Raw genomic sequence first — 24,366 nt, 5'->3', positions numbered from 1 at the left:
GTTCTCGATGCAGCTGACGGTACCACCATCGTTCTACTCGACGATCAGGCCACCACCACAATGCAGGCCGGCGCCAAGCTACGCCTGACGGCGCCGACCAGCGGCCCGTGGATGGGGATCGCGCTAGCTCAAAAACCCCAAGGCGTGGAGAGAACCTCCACGCTCATTGGCGGTGGCGATACAGATCTAGGCGGTATAGTCTATCTGCCGTCACAAAAGCTTTTTCTTACAGGTGGCGGTGCATTGTCGACCGACAGTAAGCCTCGCATCTTTGTGGTCAACCGGATCGAGATGAACGGCAATGGCTCAATTTATCTTGCTGGCGCAAGTGCCTTATTGACAACGAATTCTGCAACGAGACTGATGAAATGAACTTGGCTATAGCCAGCGCAGTGTTGTGAGACAGACTGCATTTGAGGTTCGCTTGCTTCCGTGTTGGACGGATCGAGCGACTGACCCGCGGCCCGAATTGAGGTGCGCCCCTCAGCCTCGCTCGATCATGGGGACCTAAGTTTGACCTGGCTGCGCAATGGTCCGGGTGCAGACGGCGGCTGCGTGTCATGTGATTTCGGAGTGGTGAAGTAGCCGCGTTACCTACGCGCCCGGCAATTGGATGGGCAGGGGTCCTAAGAGGAAACAGGCGGCGAAATGGGGCAATGTATTTCTCTAGGGCTGCCGGTTGGTAGACCCGACGCCGCCGACGCGCATATGATTTTCCACGATCCGTGCACCGGGCACACCTGATCCCCGCCCCCGAGTCACCTTGCGGATATCCGGCGCCTTGCCCTTGTAGGCGAAAGAGGAATTCCGGGCGATCACGAAAAGGCCCGAGACCTTTGAGAGATCGGTGATGATGTCCTCCGTGATGCCGTCGGCGAAATAGCCCTGCTCCGGGTCGCCGGACATGTTGTCGAAGGGCAGGACGGCTATCGACGGCTTTGCCGGAAGCCGCGGCTGGGCTTCGACGGCAGCCTTGACGGCACCGTCCGCGCGGTTCGGCGACCAGGTCCAGATATGCACCGGGCGCTCGATGTTCTTGACCTCGTGATGGCCGCTGTCGACGAAATCGACCCCGATGCGGCCGTGCAGATGTTCGCGAACGCCATCCGAAATCGCCACGCCCCCAAGATCGGCGAGCGTCTCGAGGCGGGCGGCCACATTGACCCCGTCGCCGTAGAGATCGCTGTCGTCGACCATCACGTCGCCGAGGTTGACGCCGACGCGAAGCACGATGACGCGGTCCGGCGGCACGTTTTCGTTGGCGGCGGCCATGGCCTGCTGAAGGGCGGTGGCGCATTCGACGGCGTTGACGGCGCTGCCGAACTCGACGAACACGCCGTCGCCGGTCCGCTTGAAGACACGGCCCTGATGGCGTTTGACAAGCGGCTCCAGCACATCCTTCCACCGCGCCATGAGCTGCGTGTGCGTAGCCGTTTCGTCGCGCTCCATGAGCCGGCTGTAGCCGACCACGTCAGCGGCCAAAATGGCAGCAAGCCGGCGTCGGATGGATTCGTTGGCCATATGCAAGGGCGCCTTCCTTGCACCCATTGGTCAAACTTTACTGGCGTCTTGCTTCCAAGTCTATTCGGCTTGAAGCTGGCCTTGGTTGACATCCAGCGTTCATTGCAGTGCGCACAAACCTCCGCTTGTGTGGCGCGTTTTCCCGTTGAAGGGACGGATCGGAATTTCCGCTCTCCACCACCCCAGCCAGCCTTTCGACGCTCGTTTCTGGCGTTCTGCGGCTCAGGTGTTTGAACCAGGGACGCGCCAGGAGCGGAAGCTTAGCAGGGGTCACGCCAGCGCCGAGTTAGCGCTACGAAGCAGACCTTCAGCCTGTGCCGGAAGCGGGGCCCGGCTTACCAAGTGGCATATCCAGGAAGCGCGTCCCCCTCCTCAGCTCGGCACCGTTTTCGGCTCTACGCTATACCTGCGCGACGAGCCCCTTCCTTAATCGCAGCGAGGGCCAGAGGATTGGTGACGGGATAGGTTCGGATGAAGTTCTCGACGGTGAACCTTGGAAACTCGACGGCAATCCGCCTGGCGATCGACTGCGCCTGCGCCGGCTCTTCGAGCAGCGCGTGACACAGGGCACGGAACATCAGAGTGACGGGAATATCCGGCGGACTTTGGCGCAGCGACGACAGACTGTCGGCATAGCGACCGGCGACGAACCGCGCCCGGGCGAGCTGCGCGTAGTACCAACTCGGAGCCTGCGGATTGAGGCGAAGCGCCCGTTCGGCAAGAGCACAGCCTTCTTCCGGATTTCCACACACGAGAGCTCGGCTTGAGGCAAGCATCGACAGCACATCGGCGTCATTGGGTGCCAGGGCCAGCGCCCGGTCGTATTCCTCTGCGGCCCCGCTGATATCGCCGCCAATGGCGCGGAGAGCGCCCATGTAAAGGCGCGTCATCGGATCGGTAGGGTCGAGCGCCAGAGCCTTTTCCACGCATTCTCGCCAGCGCTCGACCGAAGCGGCTGAATCTGGCGTGAAGGCATTGAAGGCATCGACCGCATGTGCCAATCCCAACGTCATCCAGGCCCGCGCGAAGCCGGGGTCGAGTTCCACGGCGCGGGACAGCATGCGTATGGCTTCTGCCCTCGCATCGGTCGTGAATCTGTCGTGCAGTTCCACCCCGAGTAGATAGCAGTCGTAAGCACCCAGGCTCGAGGGAGGCTTCCGCCGAGCCACCTCACGCCCGAGATTGGCGAGCTTGCCGAAAGTGCCTGCCAGGGCATTGATGACGTTCTGTGTGATGCTGTCCTGCATGAGAAAAAAATCATCGGTCGACTCGTCGAACCGCGCCGACCAAAGGTTGGCTCCGGTCCGGGTGTCGACCAGCTGCACCGCGACGCGGACACGCTGTCCGATCGCCTGGAGGGTGCCTTCCAGCAGGTAATCGGCGTTCAGTTCCCGTCCAACCGAGCGTGTGTCGCTCGCCCGTCCCCGATAGGACTGCATGGTCTGGCGCGAAATGACCGCAAGGTCGCGCTAGGTCGCCGACCATGTCGGCCGACAGGCCGTCTGCCAGCCGCCTCCAGCCGTCGTCGGCGCTCAGGTTTTCGAACGGCAAAACCGCAATTACCGGCGGCTTACTGTTGTCGCCGGCAGAAAGGCCTGGTTTGGCACCGACGATCTTGCCCGCAGTAGCGGGGTCGATCAAGACACGGTACACGCGAACAGGTTCGGCGATACTTTTCATTTTCTGCACGCCGAGTGAGGCAAAGCCGATCGGCACCTTTCCCCTCACATGGTCGCAGGCGGTGGCGGAAATCGCGATTCCTCCAGGTTCCGCCAGCCCTTGCAGCCGATCGGCGATGTTCACCGCATCGCCGTGGATGTCGTCACCCTCAACCATAACATCGCCCAGATTGATGCCGATGCGGAAATCAAGCCGCCGTTCTGGCTGCGTGAGAACGTTCACCTCCGCCTTCCGTTGCTGGATTTCGACCGCGCAGCGTAGGGCGTCGACCACACTGTGGAACTCGACCAGCATCCCATCTCCCATGGTTTTCACCAGGCGACCATGGTGCGCAGCGATCCTTGGCTCGAATACTTCGTTCAGGTCGGTTCGGAAAAGCGCACGCGTACCCTCGTCGTCGATCTGGCTCAAGCGGCCATAGCCGACGACATCGGCAATCAGGACGGCTGCGAGATGACGTTCCATCCCTCAATCCTTCGCGGATTGTTACCCGCTTTCCAAGCTTACAGCAGGTCGCAGGTTGATGCCATTGCCGCCGCCCTTGAAAGACAGCTTTTCGGGTCTGTGTACCTGCTGCATGAGAGCCCGAATGTCGGACAAGGGTCAGATCGCGTCATGCGACGCTCCCAACTGGATGACGGCAAAGGGTCGAACTCGGTCGTTCAGAGTGATTGGGTTTTGACCCAAGCATTTTGCAGCCAAGTGGAACGCGGCTAAAACAAATAGATAGAGCGGGATTGAACTTGAACGCATCCCGCCTCAGCTGAAGCGGCTACCGATCAGCCGGCTCCACTGCTCGCCCGCAAGCCCGTTCAGAAAGACTTGCGAGTTCTTCATCGCGTCCAAAAGCTCTGGATCACGTGAATGTACCACCGTTGAGGCAACGGTCAGGAAAGCAATGCGTCGTCCAAGCATCGCCTCCAGAAGTGCAGGTTGAATGCGTCCGCGCAGGCCGCTGACGCCGCGCGTGGCGGCGTGATCGATCAGGCAGTCAATCACCGGGCCCGCCTGGCCGGGGAGGGCGAAGATTTGCAGCACGCGACCAATTTCATACTTTCGTGCGTAATAGGCGAAAGCGCCGACATTGGTGCCGACTGGCGACGTCACACAAACGTAGACAAGCTCGCCCAGATCCGGTTTTTGTGCCGCATCGGTCAGGATGTGGTCGAGTTGGTCTTCCGTCCATTCCGGGCGCAGGGCGAATTGAGCGGTAAACGGTTCGATGAGCCTGGCAAATGCGTGGCTGTCGATTTCGGATGTACGAAATGCTCCGTGGCCTGCCCCGTCCACCGCCACACCCGACCAGCGTCGTTCGCTGGACGTCATCCTTCTGCAGTAAAATCGGTCGACTGTACGCGCCAGCGGATTGAGCATTCGCGCAAGCGCCATGCGATTGGCGGAAAGGCTGAGCATGAAGGCCGCGGGGCGCATCACGCGGACCCAGTCAAGGCTGTATTGCGGCAGGACCACGCCGCGCAGCCGGGTCCACAATTTCACGGAAATATCGTTGGCCGTCTCGCTGAAGGAGATGTCCTGCGGACCATCCAGGTAAGCTTTCAGCAAGCGGGCGCCGGCCAGCGGGTCGTGCTCATGGTCCTCGACCATGAGCGAGCTACAGATGGCCGCGCGTAGTTGTCGGCCGTTGAACGTCATCGGCAGGACGTGGACGCCGACAAATCCGGAGACGCGACCGGCGTCGTTGACATGGACAAGCGACCGGAGGTTGTCTGCGCAACCGGGCGCATCCAGATAAAACCGTTTCATGTATTCCACGAGAGAGGCCGGCGCTTCGGTCCTCTCCTTCAACAGCACGCGCTGAAACATGTTCGCAACTGCCGGGAGGTCGGCGCCTTGCAAGGCGCGAATGACGCTCAAGCCCGGCTCCCGCCACCAAAGTCCCATCCACCGAGCTTTCGGGCCAAGGCGACGCGAGGCACGAGAACATCGGGCGCGCGTTCCAACTCGACGCCCATGAAGCCGTGCAACCTCGGCCAGTTGCGATCGCCCCGGTGACAGAACGGAGTGCTGAATTGCTGCGGCAAGGTGGAACCCTTTGCTTGACCGACGAAAAACCGGCGTCATTGCTGCTAGCAGATTCAGGTAAACCGATATTAAAGTCGTTGCTTTGAATGGTAGCGAACCGGGTTTGTCCGGCCCCATCCTGGACATCAGCAATTTTGGTTCCTGGCGGACTCTACACGACCAGCGGCATGAGTTGCGTGCTCCGCGCCGAACCGTTTCGGCTGGCCAAAGTTTCGCGTGGCGGCTCTTGACTGGGAGCGCGGGCGTAATACGGTGAGGACAAATACCGGCTCTGACCGCCGGGCGGCAAGAATGCCTCGTATGCTCTCGCCTGGCGGCGGTGGCTGCGGGGCATTGTCATTTTGAGGCATTGCTTGAAACGGCATATCGAGATCGGCATTCTCTATTCGCGGTCCGGCAACTACCAGCTGGTGTCCGAATCCTGCCGTGCGGGTGCGATGAACGCCATGGCCGACGTCAACGCCGATCCCGCTATCCCATTCGAATTCATCCCGATCGAGCGCGACCCGCAGGGCAACATCGATCGCTATGCAAGCGGCTGCGCGGACATTCTCGCCAACAGCGGCGCGCGTCACATCATTGGCTGCGTCACCTCGTGGAGCCGCAAGGAGGTCATTCCAATCCTGGAGAGGGCAGGCGGCACGCTGTGGTACGCCTGCCCGTACGAGGGCTTCGAAGCCAACGAGCATGTCGTCTACACACACGCCTGCCCCAATCAGCATCTCGTACCGCTGCTTGCCTATGTCGTGCCTCGTTTCGCCGCCGACGGCTTCCTGCTCGGTTCCAACTACATCTGGGGTTGGGAGACCAACCGCGTGGCGCGCGACCTGATTGCGGACGCTGGCGGCAAGGTGCTGGGCGAACGCTATCTGCCGCTCGGCGAGGTCGATGTTGCGCGGCTGATCGCGGAGATACAGGCGACGAGACCTGATTTCATTCTGAATAATCTCATCGGCCCTTCTTCTTATGCCTTCATCGCTGCGTATGCGGAGCTTGGCCGGCGCGACCCGCATTTCAGGCCGGAGCGTTGCCCGATCCTGTCCTGCAATCTCACGGAATGCGAATTGCCGGCGCTCAACGGGGCAGGCGATGGCCACCTTTCCGTTGGGCCCTATTTTCACGACATCTCGGGGGCGGATCGCCGTGCGGCTCCAGTGCCTTCCGTCATGCCGGCCTCATCGTTCGAGGCGGCGGCTTATGCCTCGGTGCGCATGCTCGCCGAGATCCTCACCCGCAACCCCGGTGCACAATGGACGGACCTTCCCAAGGTCTTTACCGAAACGTCATTTCGAACGCCACTGGGCGACATCGCCATCGACCCGCAAACCCAGCATGCTACCTTGCCGGTGCTAATCGGACGTATCGATGGAACATCGTTCAAAACGGTCACGCTGACGAAGGGCGTGGCACCCGATCCCTACCTTTCCCGCTATGACCGGACGGAGACGTTCGGGCGGCCACGCCTGCGGGTGGTGTCGTGAGCAAGATGGCGCGTATCCCGAACCTTGGAGGCGCTAGGGCTTTTGTCCTGCATCGTCCACATCCGACCGTGCAGGCGATCACAAGGCAATTGTCGGCCATCGGCCTTGAGGCGATTGGCTTTTGGCCGGAACTGCCGGCCGAAGCCTTGGCGGCGGACTTCGTCTTCTTCGACGTCGATCTCGGCTTTGACGAACAATTTCCGTGGAAGCCGGGCGAGGCACCGATGCCGCTAATAGCACTGATCGGCTCCGAGGCGCCGGGGCGCGTCGAATGGGCATTGTCGCACAAGGCCGATGCGCAGTTGCTGAAACCGGTCGGCAATGCCGGCGTCTATAGCGCGCTTTTGATCGCAAGGCAGAGTTTCGAGGCGCGCAAGCTTCTGGCCAGCGAGATTGCCTCGCTTCGTCAGCGGGTCGCGGAGCGCCAGACCATCGTACGCGCGGTGGAGGTCTTGTCGAAGGGCGCCGAGGACGGCCGTGCCTATGCGCAGCTCCGCTCGCTGGCGATGAGCTGGCAAATCAGTGTCGAGGAAGCCGCGCGCAGGATCGTGGCGATGACACAAGAAGAAGGCGACGATGACCAATCCGATCGCGCCTGAGCTTTCGGCCGCCGGGCGTATGCCAGCCAAGCCTCGCGCCGGCGTCTGGCGACGTCTGCTAAAACGGCCTCTCGCTTTACTCGGCCTCGGGATTATTGCCGTTGTCTTGGCCGGCGCCATTCTTGCACCGTGGCTGACAGGCTACGATCCAAACGAGCAGATGTTCGACGGGCTCACGCTTGAAGGCGCACCACTGCCGCCGGGGGCCCAATTCTGGCTGGGCACCGACCTGCTTGGCCGCGACCTGCTGACCCGTCTCCTTTTCGGCGCGCGCACGTCGCTGATCATCGGCATCGTCGCCAATGGCGTGGCGCTTCTGATCGGCACGTTGGTCGGCATCACGGCCGGCTATTTCCGCGGCTGGATCGGCAGCGCGCTTATGCGTTTCACCGATTTGATGATGGCTTTCCCGGCGCTGCTGCTCGCCATCTGCCTGGCGGCGGTGCTCCAGCCGAGCCTATGGATCGTCGCCATGGTGATCGCATTGGTGAACTGGGTGCAGACCGCCCGCGTCATCTACACCGAGACAAGTTCGCTCTCCGAGCGCGAGTTCATCGATGCCGAGCGCACCATCGGCGCAAGCGCCCCGCGCATCCTGTTTCGTCATATCCTGCCGCACCTTTTGCCGACGATCATCGTCTGGGGCACGCTCGGCATCTCGACGACGGTGCTTCTTGAAGCGACGCTCAGCTATCTCGGCATCGGCGTGCAACCGCCGACTGCTTCCTGGGGCAACATCATCTTCGAAAACCAAACCTATTTTCAGGCAGCGCCCTGGCTGGTTTTCTTTCCGGGTGCGGCGATCCTGGCGCTGGCGCTAGCCTTTAACCTGGTCGGCGATGCGCTGCGCGACATCCTCGATCCGACGCAAAGGGGGCGGGCATGATCGCCTATCTCGGCCGCCGCGTTGTCCAGTCCGTGCTCATCTTGCTCGGCGTCTCCCTGATCACCTTTGCGTTGCTCTATCTGCTGCCCGCCGATCCCGTCCGCCAGATCGCCGGCCGCAGCGCCACGCCCGAGACGGTCGAAAACATCCGCCGGCAGCTCGGCCTCGATCAGCCCTTCGTCGTCCAGTACTGGCACTATCTGATCAGTCTGCTCAGCGGCGATCTGGGGCGCTCCTACATCCAGCGCTCGGAGGTCACGGAGCTTATCGTCTCGCGGCTGCCGGCAAGCCTGCTGCTGATGCTCGGCGCAATTGCCTGCGAAGTCGTGATCGGGCTGACGATGGGCCTCATCGCCGCCGTCAAGCGTGGCACCGCCACTGACCAGTCGCTGATGGTCGCCTCCTTCGTCGGCGTCTCGGCGCCGCAATTCGTCGTCGGCCTGCTGCTGCTTTATGTGTTCGCGGTGCGGCTCGGCTGGTTCCCGATCGGCGGTTACGGCACCTGGCGTCATCTGGTGCTGCCATCGCTGACCATGGGAATTCTCGGTGCCGGCTGGTACGCCCGCATGATGCGCTCGTCGATGATCGACGTGCTGCGCCAGGATTACGTGCGTACCGCGCGTGCCAAGGGTCTTACACGCAGCGCCATTATCTTCCGGCACGCGCTGCCCAACGCCATCCTGCCGGTCATCGCCATGATCGGCATCGACATCGGCATCTTCATGGGCGGCATCGTGGTTGTCGAAAGCGTGTTCGGCTGGCCAGGCATCGGCCAGCTAGCCTGGCAGGCCATTCAGCGCATCGATATTCCGATCATCATGGGGGTCACCCTGGTTTCGGCCTTTGCCATCGTGCTCGGCAATCTCCTGGCCGACACTGTCGCACCGTTCATCGATCCACGCATCAAGCTCAGATGAAAACCAAGAAAACCAGAGAAAGGGAACATGACATGAGAAAATATCTGATATCGACCGTGGCGGCATCGGCGCTTGCGCTGGTGCTTGGCATGACAAGCGTACGCGCCGAAGACGCCGTCGATCCGAATGCCAAGCAGGGCGGCGCGATCACCATCACCTACAAGGACGACGTCGCCACGCTCGATCCGGCCATCGGCTATGACTGGCAGAACTGGTCGATGATCAAGAGCCTGTTCGACGGGCTGATGGACTACGAGCCGGGCACCACCAACCTGCGGCCCGACCTTGCCGAGAGCTACGAGATTGCGCCCGACGGCAAGACCTTCACCTTCAAGCTGCGCCACGGAGTGAAGTTCCACAATGGCCGCGAGATGACCGCCGACGACGTGAAATATTCGCTCGATCGGGTCACCAATCCAAAGACACAGAGCCCGGGCGCCGGCTTCTTCGGCTCGATCAAAGGCTATGACGACGTCGCTGCCGGCAAGGCGGAAAGCCTGGCGGGCATAACCGTCGTCGATCCCTACACGATCAAGTTCGAGCTGACCCGGCCCGACGCCACCTTCCTGCATGTCATGGCGATCAACTTCTCGCATGTCGTGCCGAAGGAAGAAGTCGAAAAATACGGTGCGGACTTCGGCAAACATCCGGTCGGAACCGGCGCCTTCAAGCTCGCCGAATGGACGCTCGGCCAGCGCGTGGTCTTCGAGCGCAACCCGGATTACTGGCACAAGGGTCTGCCGCATCTCGACAAGATCACCTTTGAGATCGGCCAGGAGCCGATCGTGGCGCTGCTGCGGCTCCAGAAAGGCGAGATCGACGTTCCCGGCGACGGCATTCCGCCGGCGAAATTCCAGGAGGTGATGGCCGATCCCGAGCAGAAGGCCCGTGTCGTCGAGGGCGGCCAGTTGCACACCGGCTATATCACCATGAATACCACCATGGCGCCCTTCGACAACGTGAAGGTGCGGCAGGCGGTCAACATGGCGATCAACAAGGACCGCATCGTCCAGCTGATCAACAACCGTGCGGTGCCGGCCAATCAGCCGTTGCCGCCGTCGATGCCCGGCTATGACAAGGCATTCAAGGGCTATCCCTATGACGTGGCCAAGGCCAAGGCCTTGCTTGCCGAGGCCGGGCATCCCGACGGATTTGACACGCAGCTGTTTGCCATGAACACCGATCCCAACCCGCGCATCGCGCAGGCCATTCAGCAGGATCTGGCGGCGGTCGGCATCAAGGCCGGCATCCAATCGCTCGCGCAGGCCAACGTCATCGCCGCCGGCGGCGACAAGGCCGGTGCGCCGATGATCTGGTCCGGCGGCATGGCCTGGATCGCCGACTTCCCCGATCCGTCGAACTTCTACGGCCCGATCCTCGGCTGCGCTGGTGCCGTCCCGGGCGGCTGGAACTGGTCGTGGTATTGCAACAAGGAGCTCGACGCCAAGGCGGCCGAAGCCGACTCCATCGTCGACCCGGCCAAGGCTGGCGACCGCGCCAAGATGTGGAGCGAGATCTACGGCAAGATCATGGAAGACGCGCCCTGGGCACCGGTCTTCAACGAGCAGCGGTTCACCATGAAATCAACCCGCATGGGTGGCGCCGACAACCTCTATGTCGACCCGGTCCACATCCCGATCAACTACGACAATGTGTATGTGACCGATGTGCAATAACTGCGACTACACCATCCACGGGCGCCACCATCATTTCGGCTGGGACAATTCCTTTGTCCCGACCGAACGGGTGGCGCCAGGGTCGACGATCGAGTTCCAGTGCCTGGACTCGTCCGGCGGGCAGCTGACGATGGAGAGCACCGTCGACGACGTTGCTTTGCTCGACTTTGCCAAGGTGAACCCGGTCACTGGGCCAATCTATGTCGACGGGGCAGAACCGGGCGATGCCCTGAAAATCACCATCGAGGCGTTCAAGCCGTCAGGCTTCGGCTGGACGGCGAACATCCCGGGATTCGGTCTGTTGGCGGATGACTTCTCTCAACCGGCACTGAATATCTGGAAGTACGACGCCGCCTCGCTCGAACCGGCGCTGTTCGGCAAGAGCGGCCGGGTGCCGCTCAAGCCCTTCGCCGGCACCATCGGCAATGCCCCGGCTGAGCCGGGTCTGCATTCGGTGGTCCCGCCGCGGCGCGTGGGCGGCAATCTGGACATCCGTGATCTCGCCGCCGGCACGGTTCTCTACCTCCCTGTGGAGGTCGCGGGCGCGTTGTTCTCGGTCGGCGACACGCACGCCGCGCAAGGCGATGGCGAGGTCTGCGGCACGGCGATCGAGAGCCCCATGAACGCCGTGCTGACGCTCGATCTGGTCAAGGATGCACGGCTGCGGACGCCGCGTTTCACAACGCCCGGTCCGGTGTCGCGGCATCTCGACGCCAAGGGCTACGAGGTGACAACCGGTATCGGGCCGGATCTGATGGACGGCGCCAGGAGCGCCGTTTCCCAGATGATCGACCTGCTCTCCGGCCGCTACGGCATGGATCCGGTAGATGCCTATATGCTCGTCTCGGTTTGCGGTGACCTGCGCATCAGCGAGATCGTCGACATGCCCAACTGGGTGGTTTCGTTCTACTTCCCCCGCTGCGTCTTTGAATGAAGGTGGAGGACATCAAACGATCCGGGCAGGCCGCCGCGGAGAGTGGCTCTGTCAGACCGGTACTCAGCGTCTCAGGTCTGAGCGTCGCCGTGCGCGGCGAGGAGGGCGAGCGCGACGTCGTTTCCGACCTGACATTCGGCCTGATGCGCGGCGAAACGCTTTGCATCGCCGGCGAGTCCGGTTCCGGCAAGTCGATGACGGCGCTGGCCATCATGGGCTTGCTGCCGCAGCCGGCGGCACGCATCGGATCAGGCTCCATCCGGCTCGGCAATCAGGATCTCGCGGCTCTCAGCGAGAGCGGCATGCGCCGCATCCGCGGCGACCGTATTGCCATGATCTTTCAGGAACCGATGACATCGCTCAATCCGGTTCTGTCCATTGGGCGGCAGCTCACGGAGGCGATCGAGGCACACACCTCGCTGTCGCGCTCCAACTCGCGGCTGAGGGCGCTCGAGGCGCTGAAGGCAGTCCGAATTCCGGATGCCGAACGGCGGCTCGAGCACTATCCGCACGAACTGTCAGGCGGCATGCGCCAGCGCGTGATGATTGCCATGGCTCTGGCCCTGAACCCGGACGTGCTGATCGCCGATGAGCCGACGACCGCCCTCGATGTTACGGTTCAGGGCGAGGTGCTGGAGCTGCTGCGCGACCTCCAGCGCGAGCACGGCACCAGCGTCATCCTGATCACGCACGACATGGGCGTCGTCGCCGAGATGGCGGACCGCGTCATCATCATGCGCGATGGCCGGATGATCGAGCAGGGCAGGGCGGCTGACATCTTCAATCGCCCGCAGGCCGACTATACACGCGAGCTTCTGGCCGCCGTGCCGCGTATCGGCGGCGGACGGACGGCCGAAGGCCGACAAGATGCCGCCAACATGCCGGCCGAGCTTGTATCTGTCAGCGATCTTCACGTCCGCTTCGACCTGCACGGCGGCTTCTTCGGCCGCGTTGACCGCAGGGTGCACGCGGTCGAAGGCGTGAGTTTCTCGATCGCGCCGCACGAAACCCTGTCGCTGGTCGGCGAATCGGGCTGCGGCAAGTCGACGACGGCCAAGGCGATCGCCGGACTAGTGCCTTTCACCGGCAGCATTTCAATCGGCGGCCACGACCTGTCGGCGCTCAGCCGCAAGGAGCGCAAGGCTGTCCGCCGCAATGTGCAGATGATCTTTCAGGATCCCTTCGCGTCCCTCGACCCGCGCATGCGGGTCGGCGATCTCGTCGCCGAGCCTCTGCTGATCCACGGCCTCGGCGACAGAGAGCAACGGCATGCCCAGATCGCCGCCCTGTTCGAACGCGTCGGCCTCTCCGCTGACCAGATGGAGCGCTATCCCCACGAATTCTCCGGCGGGCAGCGCCAGCGAATCTGCATTGCACGGGCGCTGGCGCTGCGACCAAAGCTGATCATTGCCGACGAGAGCGTCTCTGCTCTCGACGTGTCGGTGCAGGCGCGCGTGCTAAGATTGCTGAAGGAGCTGCAGCGCGAATTCGGCGTCGCATATCTCTTCATCTCGCACGACATGGCGGTGGTCGAGAACATCTCCGATCGCGTGGCGGTAATGTATCTGGGGCAGATCGTCGAGATGGGCACCCGCGACCAGATCTTCTCCAACCCGCGCCATCCTTACACAAAGCGGCTGATCGAAGCCGTTCCGGTTCCCGATCCAGGCCGGCGCCGCGCCAGGTTCGCCCGTTTGGACAGCGAAATTCCAAGCGCTGTGCGACGCATCGGTGACGAGCCCCGGAAACTCAAGCTCGAAGATGTTGGCGACGGCCACCTCGTCGCCACTTGACCGAGCTTAGGCTGCCTCGTCCAGCCAATCCCGCAGAGGCTCGGGGACAGCTGCATATGTGATGTTCGAGCGGCGGAAAATGATCGGCGATGGCGCTGCCGCGGCAGCGCCGTTCGGCGATGCCGAGTTGGCAAGATCACCCGTTTACATCTGACATGTTAGCGTGCTAACGCTACGTCCACATGGATTTCAACGGAGATCGCATTGGCTTCCCGCTTTGGTCTTTCGGTTGCCCTGACCACACCCTTCGACCCGTCGGGGCAGATAGCGCTCGCGCCGATGATCGCGCATGCCCGAGCCTGCCTTGGCGCCGGCTGCAGCAGCGCGACGCTGTTCGGCACCACCGGCGAAGGAGCCTCGGTCGGCACCGACGAGCGACGGATCGTCACCGAGGCCATGCTGGCGGCCGGTATTCCGCCACATCAGCTCGTCGCCGGAGTGCTGGTCGATGCAGCCGAAGATGCCGCCGATCAGGCCCGGCACGCTTTGCAGCGCGGCGTTCGCAACATTCTGCTCGCTCCGCCGAGCTACTTCAAGAATGTCGGCGAGGACGGGCTGTTCGGATGGTTTTCCGCCGTCTTCACCGCACTCGGTCCGCTGGCGCGCGACGTGCTGCTCTATAACATCCCCTCAGTCACCATGGTGCCGCTCCCGCTTGGGCTGATCGGCCGGCTGCGCGCCGCTTTTCCCGCTGTGGTGGCCGGGGTGAAGGATTCCGGCGGGGACTGGAGCTACAGTGAGGCGCTGCTTGAGGCGCACGGCGATCTGGTGATCCTCATCGGCGACGAACGGCATCTGGCGAGAAGCGTGCGCCGTGGCGGACAGGGCGCGATTTCCGGCATGGCTAATTTTGTTACCGGCGAAATCCGGGCAATGGTCGAAAACGGGGGCGACGACCCACGCGTCGAAGACTTCGTGCTCGAATTGCTCAAATACCCGGTCACGCCGGCGGTGAAGGTCATGGTCGCGCGCAAGACCGGCGACGAGCGCTGGCTGGCGGTCCGCCCGCCCCTAGAGGCGATCGATCCGCAGGGACAGCGGCAGCTTGCCGCTGCCTACGACAGGCTGTTTGCGACAGAGGCGGCCTGACCGACAAGGCCGGGCTGACCGACAAGGAAGCGAGCTGAAGTGGAAGACGGCAGCGAACCGATCACTCTCCGGGAGAAGGCCTATGCCAGCTTCACGCGGCATTTGCTGGCCCGCGATCTGCGGCCGGGGCAGTTCGTGTCACAGCGCGAACTGGTCGCTTTCACCGGGCTGCCGCTGGGTGCCATTCGTGAGATCGTCCCGCGCCTCGAGGCCGAGGGATTGCTGACCACCATCCCGCAGCGCGGCATGCAGATCGCGCATATCGATATCAATCTGATCCGCGAGGCGTTTCAGTTTCGGTTGTTCATGGAACGCGAGGCAGTGGCGCTATTCACGACCAGCGCTTCTGATGCCGAACTTGCCCGCATGCGGCGCGAACATGAAGAGATGCTGGCTCAAGCTCTCGGGCAGGCGCCGACGCCGGAAATGGAAGCCAAGGCCCAGAACATCGACTGGGCGATGCACGACACCTTCATCAATGCGCTCGGCAACGAGATTATCGCCAAGGCCTATCTGGTCAACTCGGTGAAAATCCGGCTGATCCACCAGGAGCGTTTCCGCATCGACGGTCGTGTGGTGCCGGTGATGCGCGAACATTTGGCGGTCATCGAAGCCATGGAGAGCCGCAATCCGCAAAAAGCGGTTGAAGCGATCAGTCTGCATATCGACAATGCGCGCCGGCTGGCGCTCCAGATCTGAGGAAATATAGCCGCGCCGCGGTTCGCGGCGCATCCACAACGACAGCAACCGGGAGGAAGAAATGTCGTCCAATCTGTTCAACCCAACCAGGAGGCAACTCCTTGCCGGAACCGCGGCGCTAACCGCTGCCGGCCTTGTGGGGCTTCGCCCCGGCTTTGCCGCAGGCGTTGACTGGAAACGCTTTGCCGGGACGACGCTTGACGTCAATCTGGTGAAAAGCCCGCGCAGCGACACCATCCTGAAATATCTCGCCGAGTTCGAGGAACTGACCGGCATCAAGGTCAATGCCGAGGCAACGCCCGAGCAGCAGCAGCGCCAGAAGACGGTGATCGAGTTGAGCTCGGGCAAGCCGAGCTTCGACGTCGTGCATCTGAGCTACCACGTGCAGAAGCGCCAGTTCGAGAAGGGTGGCTGGCTGGCCGACATCGCCGGCTATCTCGCCGATCCGTCGCTCACCGACCCGGCGCTGGTCGAAAGCGACTTCGCCGAAGCCGGCATGCTGTTTGCCAAGGACGGCCAGGGCGTGCTGCGCTCGCTACCGTTCTCGGTGGACTACTGGATCCTGTATTGGAACAAGGAGCTGTTCGAGGCCAAGGGCCTCAAATACCCAGAGACCTTCGAGCAACTGGTGGCAGCCGCCGAAGCGCTGACCGACCCCTCGACCAATACATACGGCTTCGTCGCCCGCGGGCTCAAGAACGCAAACACGCCGGTGTGGACGTCGCTGATGCTCGGCTACGACATGACGCCGCTAGATGACAAGGGCAAGCTGCGCACCGAGGCTCCCGAGGCGATCGAGGCGGCCGCGCTCTATCAAAGATTGATGACCAAGTCCGCCCCTCCGGGCGTTACCGGGTTCAACTGGGCCGAAGCACAGTCGGCCTTCCTGCAGGGCAAGATCGGCATGTGGCTCGACGGCGTGGGCTTTGCCCCGCCGATGGAAAATCCGGAAAAATCGAGGGTGGTCGGCAAGGTCGGTTACGGCGTGATGCCCAAGGGTCCCAAGGCGCATGCCTCGGGCACCTTCGGCGACGGGATTGGCGTTACCGCCGCCAGCGAGAAGAAGGAGGCTGCCTATCTGTTCTGCCAGTGGGCGGTATCGCCAACCATGGGTGCACGGCTGTTGCAGGCCGGGGCCGGCGTTCCGTTCCGCAAATCCGTGCTGGAGGATCCCAAGGTGCGTGAAGGCGTCACCATGCCGGCAAGCTGGCTTGATGCCGTGGTCGGCTCGGGCAATATCAGTCGGCTGGCACTGCCGGTCATCATCCCCGTCACGGAATTCCGCGACATTTATGGCGTGGCGTTGACCAACATGATTGCCGGCGCCGATCCAGCCGCGGAGCTGAAGAAGGCCACCGAACAGTTCCAGCCGGTTCTCGACAGGAGCGAGCAGGGCTGATGTCGGCCACCACCCCAGAACAGACCGGGGTGACGATGCCGGTTATCGACGGGAGCCAGACGATCCGGCTGGCTCCCAACTACTGGCCTTTCGTTGTCCCCGCACTCGTCGTCGTCGGCGCCGTCATCGTTTTCCCCTGGGCTTTCACCCTGTGGATGAGCGTCAATCGCTGGACGCTCGGCCAGTCGCGGAGCTTTGCCGGGATGGAAAACTATCTCCGCCTGGCCAGCGACCCACGTTTCTGGGAATCCCTTGTTCATACGTTGACCTACACTTTCCTCTCGGTTGCAGCGCCGATGCTGCTGGGCACTCTGGCCGCCCTGATCTTCGATGCCAGGTTTCCGCTGCGCGGCTTGCTACGCGGCGTCTTCGTCATGCCGATGATGGCGACACCCGTTGCCGTCGCACTGGTTTGGACAATGATGTTCCATCCTCAGCTTGGCGTGCTCAACTACCTGCTGTCGCTGGTCGGCATCCCGGCTCAGGAATGGATATTCAACGCCAACACGGTCATCCCGTCGCTGGTTGGGGTCGAGACCTGGCAGTGGACGCCGCTGGTCATGCTGATCGTGCTTGGCGGGCTGGCCTCGGTGCCGCGCGAGCCCTTCGAAAGCGCCGAGATCGACGGCGCCAATGCCTGGCAGCAATTCCGCTATCTCACTCTGCCGATGATCGCGCCGTTCCTGATGATCGCGGTCATCATCCGCACCATCGATGCGCTGAAGAGCTTCGACATCATCTACGCGATGACCCAGGGCGGGCCGGGAACGGCGTCGGAGACCATCAACATCTATCTCTACAACACCGCCTTCTCCTACTACGATATCGGCTACGGCTCGGCCATGGCCGTGGTGTTCTTCATTGTCATCGTGGCCCTGTCGTTTGTCCTGCTGATGCTGCGCCAACGCTCGCAGTGGATCGATACGGAGGGCAAATAGATGAGTTCACGGCTGCTCAACCAGATCGGTCTGTTTTTCGCTGCCCTGGTTTTCGTTTCGCCGGCGATCCTGTTCTTCCTCTGGATGATCTCGCTGTCGCTGAAATTCGAGATCGACAACGGTGCCTATCCGCCGATCCTGATCCCCGAACGCTTCGCCTGGTCGAACTATGTAAAGGTGTTCGAGGAGAACAATTTCCTGCTCTATCTCTGGAATTCGGTTCTGGTGACCGGCACGGCGACCTTGCTGGCGCTGCTGATCGGCGTACCGGCCGGCTATGGCATCGCACGGCTCAAGGCTGAACGATCGGCGGTCGTCATCATGATCGCCCGCATGACGCCTGGGCTATCCTATCTCATCCCGCTGTTTCTGCTGTTCCAATGGATCGGGATACTCGGCACGCTGTGGCCGCAGATCATCATCCATCTGGTGGTGACGGTGCCGATCGTGGTGTGGGTGATGATCGGCTATTTCGAGACCACGCCGATGGAACTGGAAGAGGCGGCCAACATCGACGGCGCCAGCTCCTGGCAGGTTTTCCGGCTGGTTGCCCTGCCCATCGCCAAGCCGGGCATCGTCGTCGCCTTCATCCTGTCCGTGATCTTCTCGTGGAACAATTTCGTCTTCGGCGTGGTGCTCGCCAGCCGTGAGACGCGCACACTCCCGGTCGCCGTCTACAACATGCTGTCCTACGAGCAGGTCAGCTGGGGGCCGCTCGCCGCGGCGGCGCTGGTGGTGACGTTGCCGGTGCTGATCCTGACCATGTTCGCGCAAAGGCAGATCGTCGCGGGGCTGACCGCCGGCGCCGTCAAGGGCGGCTGAGGGCGCGTCCTGACATCACTCTTTTTCCAGGAAAGATCCAATGGCATCGGTAACAATCAACAACGTGCAGAAGGCCTTCGGGGCCACCAAGATCATTCACGACGTCAGCGTCGACATCGCCGACGGCGAATTCGTCATCCTGGTCGGCCCGTCGGGATGCGGAAAATCGACGCTGCTGCGCATGATCGCAGGCCTTGAGACGATCTCCGGCGGGAAGATCGCCATCGGCGAGCGTATGGTCAACAATCTGCGGGCACGGGACAGGAACATCGCCATGGTGTTCCAGAATTATGCGCTCTATCCGCATATGACTGTGGCCGACAATATGGGCTTTGCCCTCAAGATCAAGAGAGCCGATCCGGCCGACACCGTTGGCCGGGTCCGGAAGGCAGCCGGCATCCTCGGCCTGGAAAAGCTGCTTGACCGCTATCCGCGCCAGCTTTCGGGCGGCCAGCGCCAGCGCGTCGCCATGGGCCGCGCGATCGTACGCGACCCACAGGTCTTCCTGTTCGACGAGCCGCTCTCCAACCTCGATGCCAAATTGCGCGTCCAGATGCGCGGCGAGATCAAGGCCCTGCACCAGCGGCTGGGTACCACGACGATCTATGTCACGCACGACCAGATCGAGGCCATGACGATGGCCGACAAGATCGTCGTGCTGCATGACGGCCTGGTCGAGCAGATCGGCGCGCCGCTGGACCTCTACGACCATCCGGCCAACCTCTTCGTTGCCGGTTTCATCGGCTCGCCCGCCATGAACTTCATCGCCGGCCGCATCGAGGAGGGCGTGTTCCGCAGCGCCGGCGGGTTGGTCCTGCCGTTGCCGGAAGGCGCCCAGCCGGCGGATACCGCAGGACGCGAACTCGTCTACGGCATTCGCCCGGAACATATCCGGGCAACCGGGCAGGGCGTGCCGGGCACGATCACGCTTCTCGAGGCGACAGGCTCGGAAATCTTCGCCAGCGTCGACTGCTCCGGTGAAGAAATCTCCTGCCTCTTCCGAGAAAGGCTTGCGCTCAAGCAAGGCGAAGGGGTGCGGATCGAGATCGACCGCGCATGTGCGCATCTGTTCGACGCAGCAACCGGTCGGCGCATCTGACTCGGTGGTCCGGTAATGCGTCGTCGGCCTAGGTCGGCAACGCGAATTCACCGGCGAGTTCGATGGCGCGGCCTTCGCGGGCCGATCTCTGGGCGGCAACACCCATGACGACGGCCCACCAGCCGTCTTGCAAGGTCACTTCCACCTTGCCTTGTCCGCGCACCGCAGCGGTGAAGCGGGCGTGCTCGAAATAGGTCGAACCGTTATGGTCGCCTGCCTCGAGCAGCCGGGGGTCGACGGGAATCTCCAGCAGTCGTGGTCCAGGCGGATTGCGCGGACTAACGATCAACTGGGGCACTGGCGCAGGGCCAAGGTGGGTCGGCCAGAAACGGCCTGGTCCGGGCACCAGACATTCGATCTTTCCGTCGCCGCCGACAGCGCAGAGTTCCTCCTGGTAGCGGCTGCCCTCGGCAAACATGCACAGTTCCAGCATGGCGCGCGCGCCGCTCGCGAAATCAACCAGCACATAGCCATGGTCAAGGATATCCGGCCTCTCACCGCCATAGCGTTCGTCGAGATGGTTTACGGCCTGTCCAGCGCTCGCCATCACGCGGACGGGGTCCGATCCGAGGATCAGCCGCATCAGGTCGAAGAAGTGGCAGCACTTCTCGACGAACGTGCCGCCGGTGTTGCGGTTGAAGCGGTTCCAGTCGCCGACCTTGGCCAGAAACGGGAAGCGGTGCTCGCGGATCGTCAGCATGCGGATGCCGCCGGTGGCGTGGCGCGCCTGCTCGACGAATAGGGCGACGGGGGGCATATAGCGATATTCCATAGCCACCCAGACGAGCGGAAGCCGAGCTTTCAACGCCGCGATCAGCCCCTCGTCGGCGCCCTCGGTGAAGAGCGGCTTTTCCACCAGTACCGGCAGTGGTCGAAGCGCGGCGATCTGCTCCATCTGACCGAGGTGCTGGTGGTTGGGGCTGGCGATCAAGACGCAGTCCACCTCATCCATGGCCAGCAGTTCGGCGATCGATGCCGCCGATCGCGCGCCCGACGCCGTCGCCAGCGACGCCGCCAACATGCCGGGGTCCGGCTCGACGATCGCGGCCACATGCGCGTCGGGCAACAGAGCGATATTGCGGATATGCTCGCGGCCCATCATGCCGCAGCCGATGATGCCGTAGCCGATCGATGATCTGGTCACGCTGCGTCTTCCTCCGGCCTATCTGAAACGCGTGACGTACCGCGCCGCGCCCGGATCGAACCAGCTGCGGGAATATTCCGCGCTGGCGCCGTCGCCAGCCCAGGCGATACGTTCTATGAACCCCACGACCGTCCCCGGCGGTGGCCTGAATTCGAGCGGGGCCCAGTCCGGCGCGGGTGCGACGGCAACATGGTCTTCGGCGCGAACGATCGAAAAGCCGAGCGCGAGCCGGTAGTGGAGATAGAGGGATTCCGACAAATCCTCGCGCTTGAGCCGCTCGGCGCGGCTGACGTCCAGCCAGATCTCCTCGACCGCGGCCGGCTCGCCGTCGAGCCGCCGCAGCCGGCGTATACGGTGGGCTTCGCCGGCGCTGCCGAATTGCGGCATGTCGGCGGGCTTGCGCAGTCGCTCGACGGACAGCACGTCGGCGCTCGGCAGGCCGCCGCCGCCGATACGCTCCAGGCGAAAGAAAGCATAGACCCCGAGCAGGTCGCCGCGCGCCCGCACATAGTTACCCGAGCCCTGGATGCGGTCGAGAAGGCCCTTTTCGGTCAAATCTGCCAGCGCCCGCCTGAGCGTGCCGACGGCAATCCCGAGGCTCGCGGCCATCTCGCGCTCGGGCGGCAGCCGCGCCCCGTCGGCCAGCCGTCCGGCCGCGATTTCGCGGATCAGCATTTCGCTGGTCTGCAAGTGCACAGGCAAGGGCCCGCGCATCTGGCTGGATCGGTGGCCGGGGTCCGCCCTTGTCAAATGCATCCGGTGTCCAATCGCATCCCGGTTTCGGGTTTGGCTCAAATTGATCCAGTATTGATCTACACCAAAACGAATGCTAAGCAAGCCCTATTCGCAGCTCCGGACCTCTTTGAAGAATGGCCCGGGCTTCTTTTTTGAAGAGTGGCAATGAGCATCGTCCCAATCACCTCGCCGGATCTCGATGCAGCCGAAGTCTCGTGGTTCGCCGCACTCTGCTCGGACGACTATCGCTATCTCGGTGTGCCGCACGGCGCGTTGCGCTCGAGCTGGGCGCATTGCTCCGAGATCGTGAAGACGTCCGAGGAACTAGGTTTCCGCAACATCTTGTGTCCGTCGTCCTATCAGGTCGGCCAAGACACGCTGAGCTTCGTAGCCGGCTGCGCGCCGATCACCTCGAAGATCAATCTGCTCGCCGCTGTGCGCTGCGGCGAGATGCAGCCGATCATGCTGGCGCGCACGATTGCGACGCTGGATCACATGCTGGAAGGCCGGCTGACGGTGAACATCATTTCGTCTGACTTTCCGGGCGAGACGGCCGACAGCGCCTACCGTTATCAGCGTTCGCGCGAGGTTGTGCAGATCCTGCGCCAGGCCTGGACCAGGGACAGCATCGATTTCGAGGGCGAGGTCTATCGCTACAAAGGACTCTCGACGGCGCCAGCGAAGCCCTATCAGCAAAATGGCGGCCCGCTGCTCTATTTCGGCGGTTATTCGCCCGACGCGCTCGAGCTTTGCGCCGAACAGTGCGATGTCTACCTGATGTGGCCGGAAACCAGGGAGGAACTTGCCGGCCGCATGAAGGCCGTCCACGAACGCGCCGAGCGCCATGGGCGGACGCTCGACTACGGCCTGCGCGTCCACATGATCGTGCGCGATACCGAGGCCGAGGCAAAGGAATATGCCCGGGAGCTGGTTTCGAAGCTGGACGACGAGCAGGGCAGGGCGATCCGCGAGCGCGCGCTCGACGCCCGATCGCTCGGCGTATCGCACCAAGCCAGGAACCGCCAGATCGCCGATGCCGAAGGCTATGTCGAGCCGCATCTGTGGACGGGCGTCGGGCGGGCGCGCTCTGGTTGCGGCGCGGCGCTCGTGGGCTCGGCCGATCAGGTTCTGTCGGAAATCGAGACGTATATGAAGATGGGGATCCGCGCCTTCATCTTTTCCGGCTACCCGCATCTCCACGAGGCGCGTCATTTCGGCACCAAGGTGCTGCCCCAGCTCAAGACATGCTCGCTCCCGCACGCCTATGGCCGTGTGCCGGAACGGACCCCGGCGACACCATTGGGAACGGGGGAGCGTCGCTGATGGAGCATGTCGTGTGCGATCCACGCCTTTTGCGCAATGCCTTCGGGCGCTTCGCCACCGGCGTCACGGTCGTCACCACCGGCACGGCCGACGGCCCGGTCGCAATCACTGCCAACAGCTTCTCATCCGTGTCGCTCGATCCGCCGCTGGTGCTCTGGTCTATCGGCCGCCACTCGCGCCGGTTCGAAGCCTTCGCCAATTCCGCGCACTACGCCATTCACGTGCTGGCGGAAGATCAAATCGATCTGTGCTGGCGTTTTTCGAAGTCGGGGACGGACTTTGCCGATCTTGACCTGTCGTGGAGCGAGCACGGCGTGCCATTGCTGCCGCGCGCACTGGCGCGGTTCGAATGCAGCGTCGCCGACCGCTTCCCGGCTGGCGACCATATGATCCTGCTTGGACGTGTCCTTGAACTGCAGACGCAAGAGGGTTTGCCGCTGCTCTTTGCTGGCGGCAAGTCGCGCGCTCAAGAGGCCAGTTGATGACCGCCGGCGCCGCTTCGGGCTGGTGCCGTCGACTGGCGCACCACGAGATTGCAGGCAAGTTCGACGCGACGCGGCGGCGACCCCGAATGGGCCATATCGTCGAGCAGCAGGCTAAGCGCCGCCGATCCGATCTCGCGCATGGGAATGTGCATCGCCGTCAGCGGCGGGTTGCAGAAGGCAGCGAGCGGCAAGTCGTCCATACCGACCACGGACACATCGCCAGGCACCGAATATCCGGCCTCCTGGACGCCGGCGATGGCACCAAACGCCAAGCTGTCGCCGGCCGTCAGCACGGCGGTGAAATCGAGGCCACGGGCCGCGATGCGCTCGGTCACGGCCCTGCTCGCAAGTTCCGGCAGCCAGTCCTGCACCTCAACCACGAAGTCGTCGAAGCCGGCAATTCCGGCTGTGATCAGCGCGTCGCGCCAACCTTCGTAGCGCCGCTCGATCGTGCGCCGGCCACGCCGCATCAGGAACAGGATGCGGCGGTGGCCGAGGCCGATCAGATGCTGCGCCGCAAGCATGGCGGCAGAGCGATTGCAGGGCGTCACGCTCGAATGGCGCATCGAGGGATCGTCGCCGTTGACGAGCACGATCGGCTTGGCGAATCCGGCTGTCAGCGTCAGCACATCGTCATCGTCCAGCGTCAGAAACAGGCAGCCGGCGACGCTGTCGTCGCGCTCGGATTCACGCAGCAGCGCGATTTCGTCCTCGGGCGCCGAAACCGGCCGGGTCACGAGTTCGACGCCCAGCAACCGGGCGCGCTCGTTGAGTCCATCAAGGACATGGTAGGTGAACTGATTGCGGGCACTGTCCACCATTGCCACGCTCCTTGCGGCCAGGATGACCTTGCGGCCGGCAACCGAGGCGGGAATGGCATAGTTCATCGACTTCGCCGTTTCGATGATCCTGGTGCGAAGCTCGTCCCTCACGCCGCCGACGCCGCTCAGCGCACGGGAGGCGGTGCTGACCGACACGCCGCAACGCGCCGCTATCTCTTCAAGTCGAATGCGGCGGCTGGGGCGGCCGCGCTTGCCCTGGATATTCATCCGCTCCGTCACCTCCGGCAAAGTCATCCGATTAATGCAAAAAATTTTCAGATT

The 24,366-nt window shown here is 62.9% G+C and carries 21 protein-coding genes and 2 pseudogenes; 16 read left to right on the top strand and 7 right to left on the bottom strand.

The window, feature by feature from the left end:
* A partial coding sequence (locus NKJ32_RS17190; RefSeq protein ID WP_352828136.1) for a hypothetical protein occupies positions 1–372 on the top strand: 372 nt, incomplete at its 5' end.
* Positions 373–744: 372 nt separating this feature from the next.
* Here the strand turns inward: NKJ32_RS17190 and NKJ32_RS17185 are convergent.
* The 4 genes and pseudogenes from NKJ32_RS17185 to NKJ32_RS17170 form a co-directional block, all read right to left on the bottom strand.
* Positions 745–1,521 (bottom strand): annotated as a pseudogene (locus tag NKJ32_RS17185) (adenylate/guanylate cyclase domain-containing protein); the annotation flags it as partial.
* Between the two features lie 395 nt (positions 1,522–1,916).
* The gene (locus tag NKJ32_RS17180) at positions 1,917–2,768 is read right to left on the bottom strand and encodes a tetratricopeptide repeat protein (RefSeq protein WP_352828133.1); all 852 of its coding nucleotides are present in this window, start codon (positions 2,766–2,768) and stop codon (positions 1,917–1,919) included.
* Positions 2,769–2,970: 202 nt separating this feature from the next.
* A pseudogene (locus tag NKJ32_RS17175) lies at positions 2,971–3,666 on the bottom strand (adenylate/guanylate cyclase domain-containing protein); the annotation flags it as partial.
* A gap of 294 nt (positions 3,667–3,960) precedes the next feature.
* The gene (locus NKJ32_RS17170; protein ID WP_352592441.1) at positions 3,961–5,076 is read right to left on the bottom strand and encodes a hypothetical protein; all 1,116 of its coding nucleotides are present in this window, start codon (positions 5,074–5,076) and stop codon (positions 3,961–3,963) included.
* Positions 5,077–5,597: 521 nt separating this feature from the next.
* Between NKJ32_RS17170 and NKJ32_RS17165 the strand changes: the two genes are divergently transcribed.
* The 13 genes from NKJ32_RS17165 to NKJ32_RS17105 all read left to right on the top strand — a co-directional run bounded on the left by NKJ32_RS17165 (position 5,598) and on the right by NKJ32_RS17105 (position 19,576).
* Positions 5,598–6,725 carry a transporter substrate-binding protein gene (locus tag NKJ32_RS17165; RefSeq protein WP_352592444.1) on the top strand — a complete coding sequence of 376 codons (1,128 nt, stop codon included), beginning with the start codon at positions 5,598–5,600 and terminating at the stop codon, positions 6,723–6,725.
* A complete protein-coding gene (locus NKJ32_RS17160; RefSeq protein ID WP_352455770.1) occupies positions 6,722–7,324 on the top strand; it encodes an ANTAR domain-containing response regulator in 603 nt (200 codons plus the stop codon). Before NKJ32_RS17165 ends, NKJ32_RS17160 begins: the two co-directional genes overlap by 4 nt.
* 19 nt (positions 7,325–7,343) lie before the next feature.
* Positions 7,344–8,210 (top strand): ABC transporter permease, encoded by an 867-nt coding sequence (locus NKJ32_RS17155; RefSeq protein ID WP_198023515.1) that lies wholly within the window; start codon positions 7,344–7,346, stop codon positions 8,208–8,210.
* Entirely contained in the window at positions 8,207–9,127 is a 921-nt protein-coding gene (locus tag NKJ32_RS17150; protein WP_352592449.1) for an ABC transporter permease, read from the top strand. The genes NKJ32_RS17155 and NKJ32_RS17150 overlap by 4 nt, the downstream gene beginning before the upstream one ends.
* 32 nt (positions 9,128–9,159) lie before the next feature.
* Positions 9,160–10,803 (top strand): ABC transporter substrate-binding protein, encoded by a 1,644-nt coding sequence (locus NKJ32_RS17145; protein WP_352622875.1) that lies wholly within the window; start codon positions 9,160–9,162, stop codon positions 10,801–10,803.
* Complete coding sequence (locus NKJ32_RS17140) at positions 10,793–11,737, top strand: acetamidase/formamidase family protein (protein WP_352592455.1); 945 nt, start codon at positions 10,793–10,795, stop codon at positions 11,735–11,737. The genes NKJ32_RS17145 and NKJ32_RS17140 overlap by 11 nt, the downstream gene beginning before the upstream one ends.
* Positions 11,734–13,530, top strand: a complete 1,797-nt coding sequence (locus NKJ32_RS17135; RefSeq protein ID WP_352592458.1) for an ABC transporter ATP-binding protein — start codon at positions 11,734–11,736, stop codon at positions 13,528–13,530. The genes NKJ32_RS17140 and NKJ32_RS17135 overlap by 4 nt, the downstream gene beginning before the upstream one ends.
* 204 nt (positions 13,531–13,734) lie before the next feature.
* Positions 13,735–14,619: a dihydrodipicolinate synthase family protein gene (locus NKJ32_RS17130; RefSeq protein ID WP_352592460.1), complete on the top strand. Its 885-nt coding sequence runs from the start codon at positions 13,735–13,737 to the stop codon at positions 14,617–14,619.
* Between the two features lie 39 nt (positions 14,620–14,658).
* Positions 14,659–15,318, top strand: a complete 660-nt coding sequence (locus NKJ32_RS17125) for a GntR family transcriptional regulator (RefSeq protein ID WP_023674176.1) — start codon at positions 14,659–14,661, stop codon at positions 15,316–15,318.
* Positions 15,319–15,379: 61 nt separating this feature from the next.
* A complete protein-coding gene (locus tag NKJ32_RS17120) occupies positions 15,380–16,717 on the top strand; it encodes an extracellular solute-binding protein (RefSeq protein ID WP_023674177.1) in 1,338 nt (445 codons plus the stop codon).
* A 35-nt stretch (positions 16,718–16,752) separates the two neighbouring features.
* Complete coding sequence (locus NKJ32_RS17115; RefSeq protein WP_352592669.1) at positions 16,753–17,655, top strand: carbohydrate ABC transporter permease; 903 nt, start codon at positions 16,753–16,755, stop codon at positions 17,653–17,655.
* Positions 17,656–18,477 (top strand): carbohydrate ABC transporter permease, encoded by an 822-nt coding sequence (locus NKJ32_RS17110; protein WP_023674179.1) that lies wholly within the window; start codon positions 17,656–17,658, stop codon positions 18,475–18,477. It begins immediately after the preceding gene.
* Between the two features lie 40 nt (positions 18,478–18,517).
* Positions 18,518–19,576, top strand: coding sequence for an ABC transporter ATP-binding protein (locus NKJ32_RS17105; protein ID WP_352592463.1), 1,059 nt, complete (start codon positions 18,518–18,520; stop codon positions 19,574–19,576).
* A 28-nt stretch (positions 19,577–19,604) separates the two neighbouring features.
* Here NKJ32_RS17105 and NKJ32_RS17100 read toward each other — a convergent pair whose 3' ends face one another.
* Together NKJ32_RS17100 and NKJ32_RS17095 are read right to left on the bottom strand one after the other, a co-directional pair.
* The gene (locus NKJ32_RS17100; protein WP_502896945.1) at positions 19,605–20,678 is read right to left on the bottom strand and encodes a Gfo/Idh/MocA family protein; all 1,074 of its coding nucleotides are present in this window, start codon (positions 20,676–20,678) and stop codon (positions 19,605–19,607) included.
* A 60-nt stretch (positions 20,679–20,738) separates the two neighbouring features.
* On the bottom strand, positions 20,739–21,395 hold the full coding sequence (locus NKJ32_RS17095; protein ID WP_352592469.1) for a GntR family transcriptional regulator: 657 nt from the start codon (positions 21,393–21,395) through the stop codon (positions 20,739–20,741).
* A 225-nt stretch (positions 21,396–21,620) separates the two neighbouring features.
* Here NKJ32_RS17095 and NKJ32_RS17090 point away from each other — a divergent pair, with 225 nt between their 5' ends.
* Positions 21,621–22,778 carry an LLM class flavin-dependent oxidoreductase gene (locus tag NKJ32_RS17090; RefSeq protein WP_352592472.1) on the top strand — a complete coding sequence of 386 codons (1,158 nt, stop codon included), beginning with the start codon at positions 21,621–21,623 and terminating at the stop codon, positions 22,776–22,778.
* The gene (locus tag NKJ32_RS17085) at positions 22,778–23,260 is read left to right on the top strand and encodes a flavin reductase family protein (protein WP_023674185.1); all 483 of its coding nucleotides are present in this window, start codon (positions 22,778–22,780) and stop codon (positions 23,258–23,260) included. Before NKJ32_RS17090 ends, NKJ32_RS17085 begins: the two co-directional genes overlap by 1 nt.
* On the opposite strand, the gene NKJ32_RS17080 is transcribed toward NKJ32_RS17085, so the two are convergent.
* Positions 23,245–24,312: a LacI family DNA-binding transcriptional regulator gene (locus NKJ32_RS17080; protein WP_352828129.1), complete on the bottom strand. Its 1,068-nt coding sequence runs from the start codon at positions 24,310–24,312 to the stop codon at positions 23,245–23,247. The two genes, NKJ32_RS17085 and NKJ32_RS17080, sit on opposite strands and share 16 nt — an antisense overlap.
* Between the last annotated feature and the right edge of the window lie 54 nt (positions 24,313–24,366).

Origin of the sequence: Mesorhizobium sp. M0159, from assembly GCF_040322295.1 — a bacterium.
Classification (GTDB): Bacteria; Pseudomonadota; Alphaproteobacteria; order Rhizobiales; family Rhizobiaceae; genus Mesorhizobium.
Note: the sequence above shows the minus strand (reverse complement) of the source record. Positions and strands in the feature narration are given on the sequence as shown.

What these genes read in the sequence shown, in the direction of transcription:
- NKJ32_RS17180 (WP_352828133.1), bottom strand. Translation starts at nt 2,768, where the DNA reads ATGCAGGACAGCATCACACAGAACGTCATCAATGCCCTGGCAGGCACT.
- NKJ32_RS17155 (WP_198023515.1), top strand. Translation starts at nt 7,344, where the DNA reads ATGCCAGCCAAGCCTCGCGCCGGCGTCTGGCGACGTCTGCTAAAACGG.
- NKJ32_RS17150 (WP_352592449.1), top strand. Translation starts at nt 8,207, where the DNA reads ATGATCGCCTATCTCGGCCGCCGCGTTGTCCAGTCCGTGCTCATCTTG.
- NKJ32_RS17145 (WP_352622875.1), top strand. Translation starts at nt 9,160, where the DNA reads ATGAGAAAATATCTGATATCGACCGTGGCGGCATCGGCGCTTGCGCTG.
- NKJ32_RS17140 (WP_352592455.1), top strand. Translation starts at nt 10,793, where the DNA reads ATGTGCAATAACTGCGACTACACCATCCACGGGCGCCACCATCATTTC.
- NKJ32_RS17135 (WP_352592458.1), top strand. Translation starts at nt 11,734, where the DNA reads ATGAAGGTGGAGGACATCAAACGATCCGGGCAGGCCGCCGCGGAGAGT.
- NKJ32_RS17120 (WP_023674177.1), top strand. Translation starts at nt 15,380, where the DNA reads ATGTCGTCCAATCTGTTCAACCCAACCAGGAGGCAACTCCTTGCCGGA.
- NKJ32_RS17115 (WP_352592669.1), top strand. Translation starts at nt 16,753, where the DNA reads ATGCCGGTTATCGACGGGAGCCAGACGATCCGGCTGGCTCCCAACTAC.
- NKJ32_RS17110 (WP_023674179.1), top strand. Translation starts at nt 17,656, where the DNA reads ATGAGTTCACGGCTGCTCAACCAGATCGGTCTGTTTTTCGCTGCCCTG.
- NKJ32_RS17105 (WP_352592463.1), top strand. Translation starts at nt 18,518, where the DNA reads ATGGCATCGGTAACAATCAACAACGTGCAGAAGGCCTTCGGGGCCACC.
- NKJ32_RS17100 (WP_502896945.1), bottom strand. Translation starts at nt 20,678, where the DNA reads ATGATGGGCCGCGAGCATATCCGCAATATCGCTCTGTTGCCCGACGCG.
- NKJ32_RS17095 (WP_352592469.1), bottom strand. Translation starts at nt 21,395, where the DNA reads ATGCTGATCCGCGAAATCGCGGCCGGACGGCTGGCCGACGGGGCGCGG.
- NKJ32_RS17090 (WP_352592472.1), top strand. Translation starts at nt 21,621, where the DNA reads ATGAGCATCGTCCCAATCACCTCGCCGGATCTCGATGCAGCCGAAGTC.
- NKJ32_RS17085 (WP_023674185.1), top strand. Translation starts at nt 22,778, where the DNA reads ATGGAGCATGTCGTGTGCGATCCACGCCTTTTGCGCAATGCCTTCGGG.
- NKJ32_RS17080 (WP_352828129.1), bottom strand. Translation starts at nt 24,312, where the DNA reads ATGAATATCCAGGGCAAGCGCGGCCGCCCCAGCCGCCGCATTCGACTT.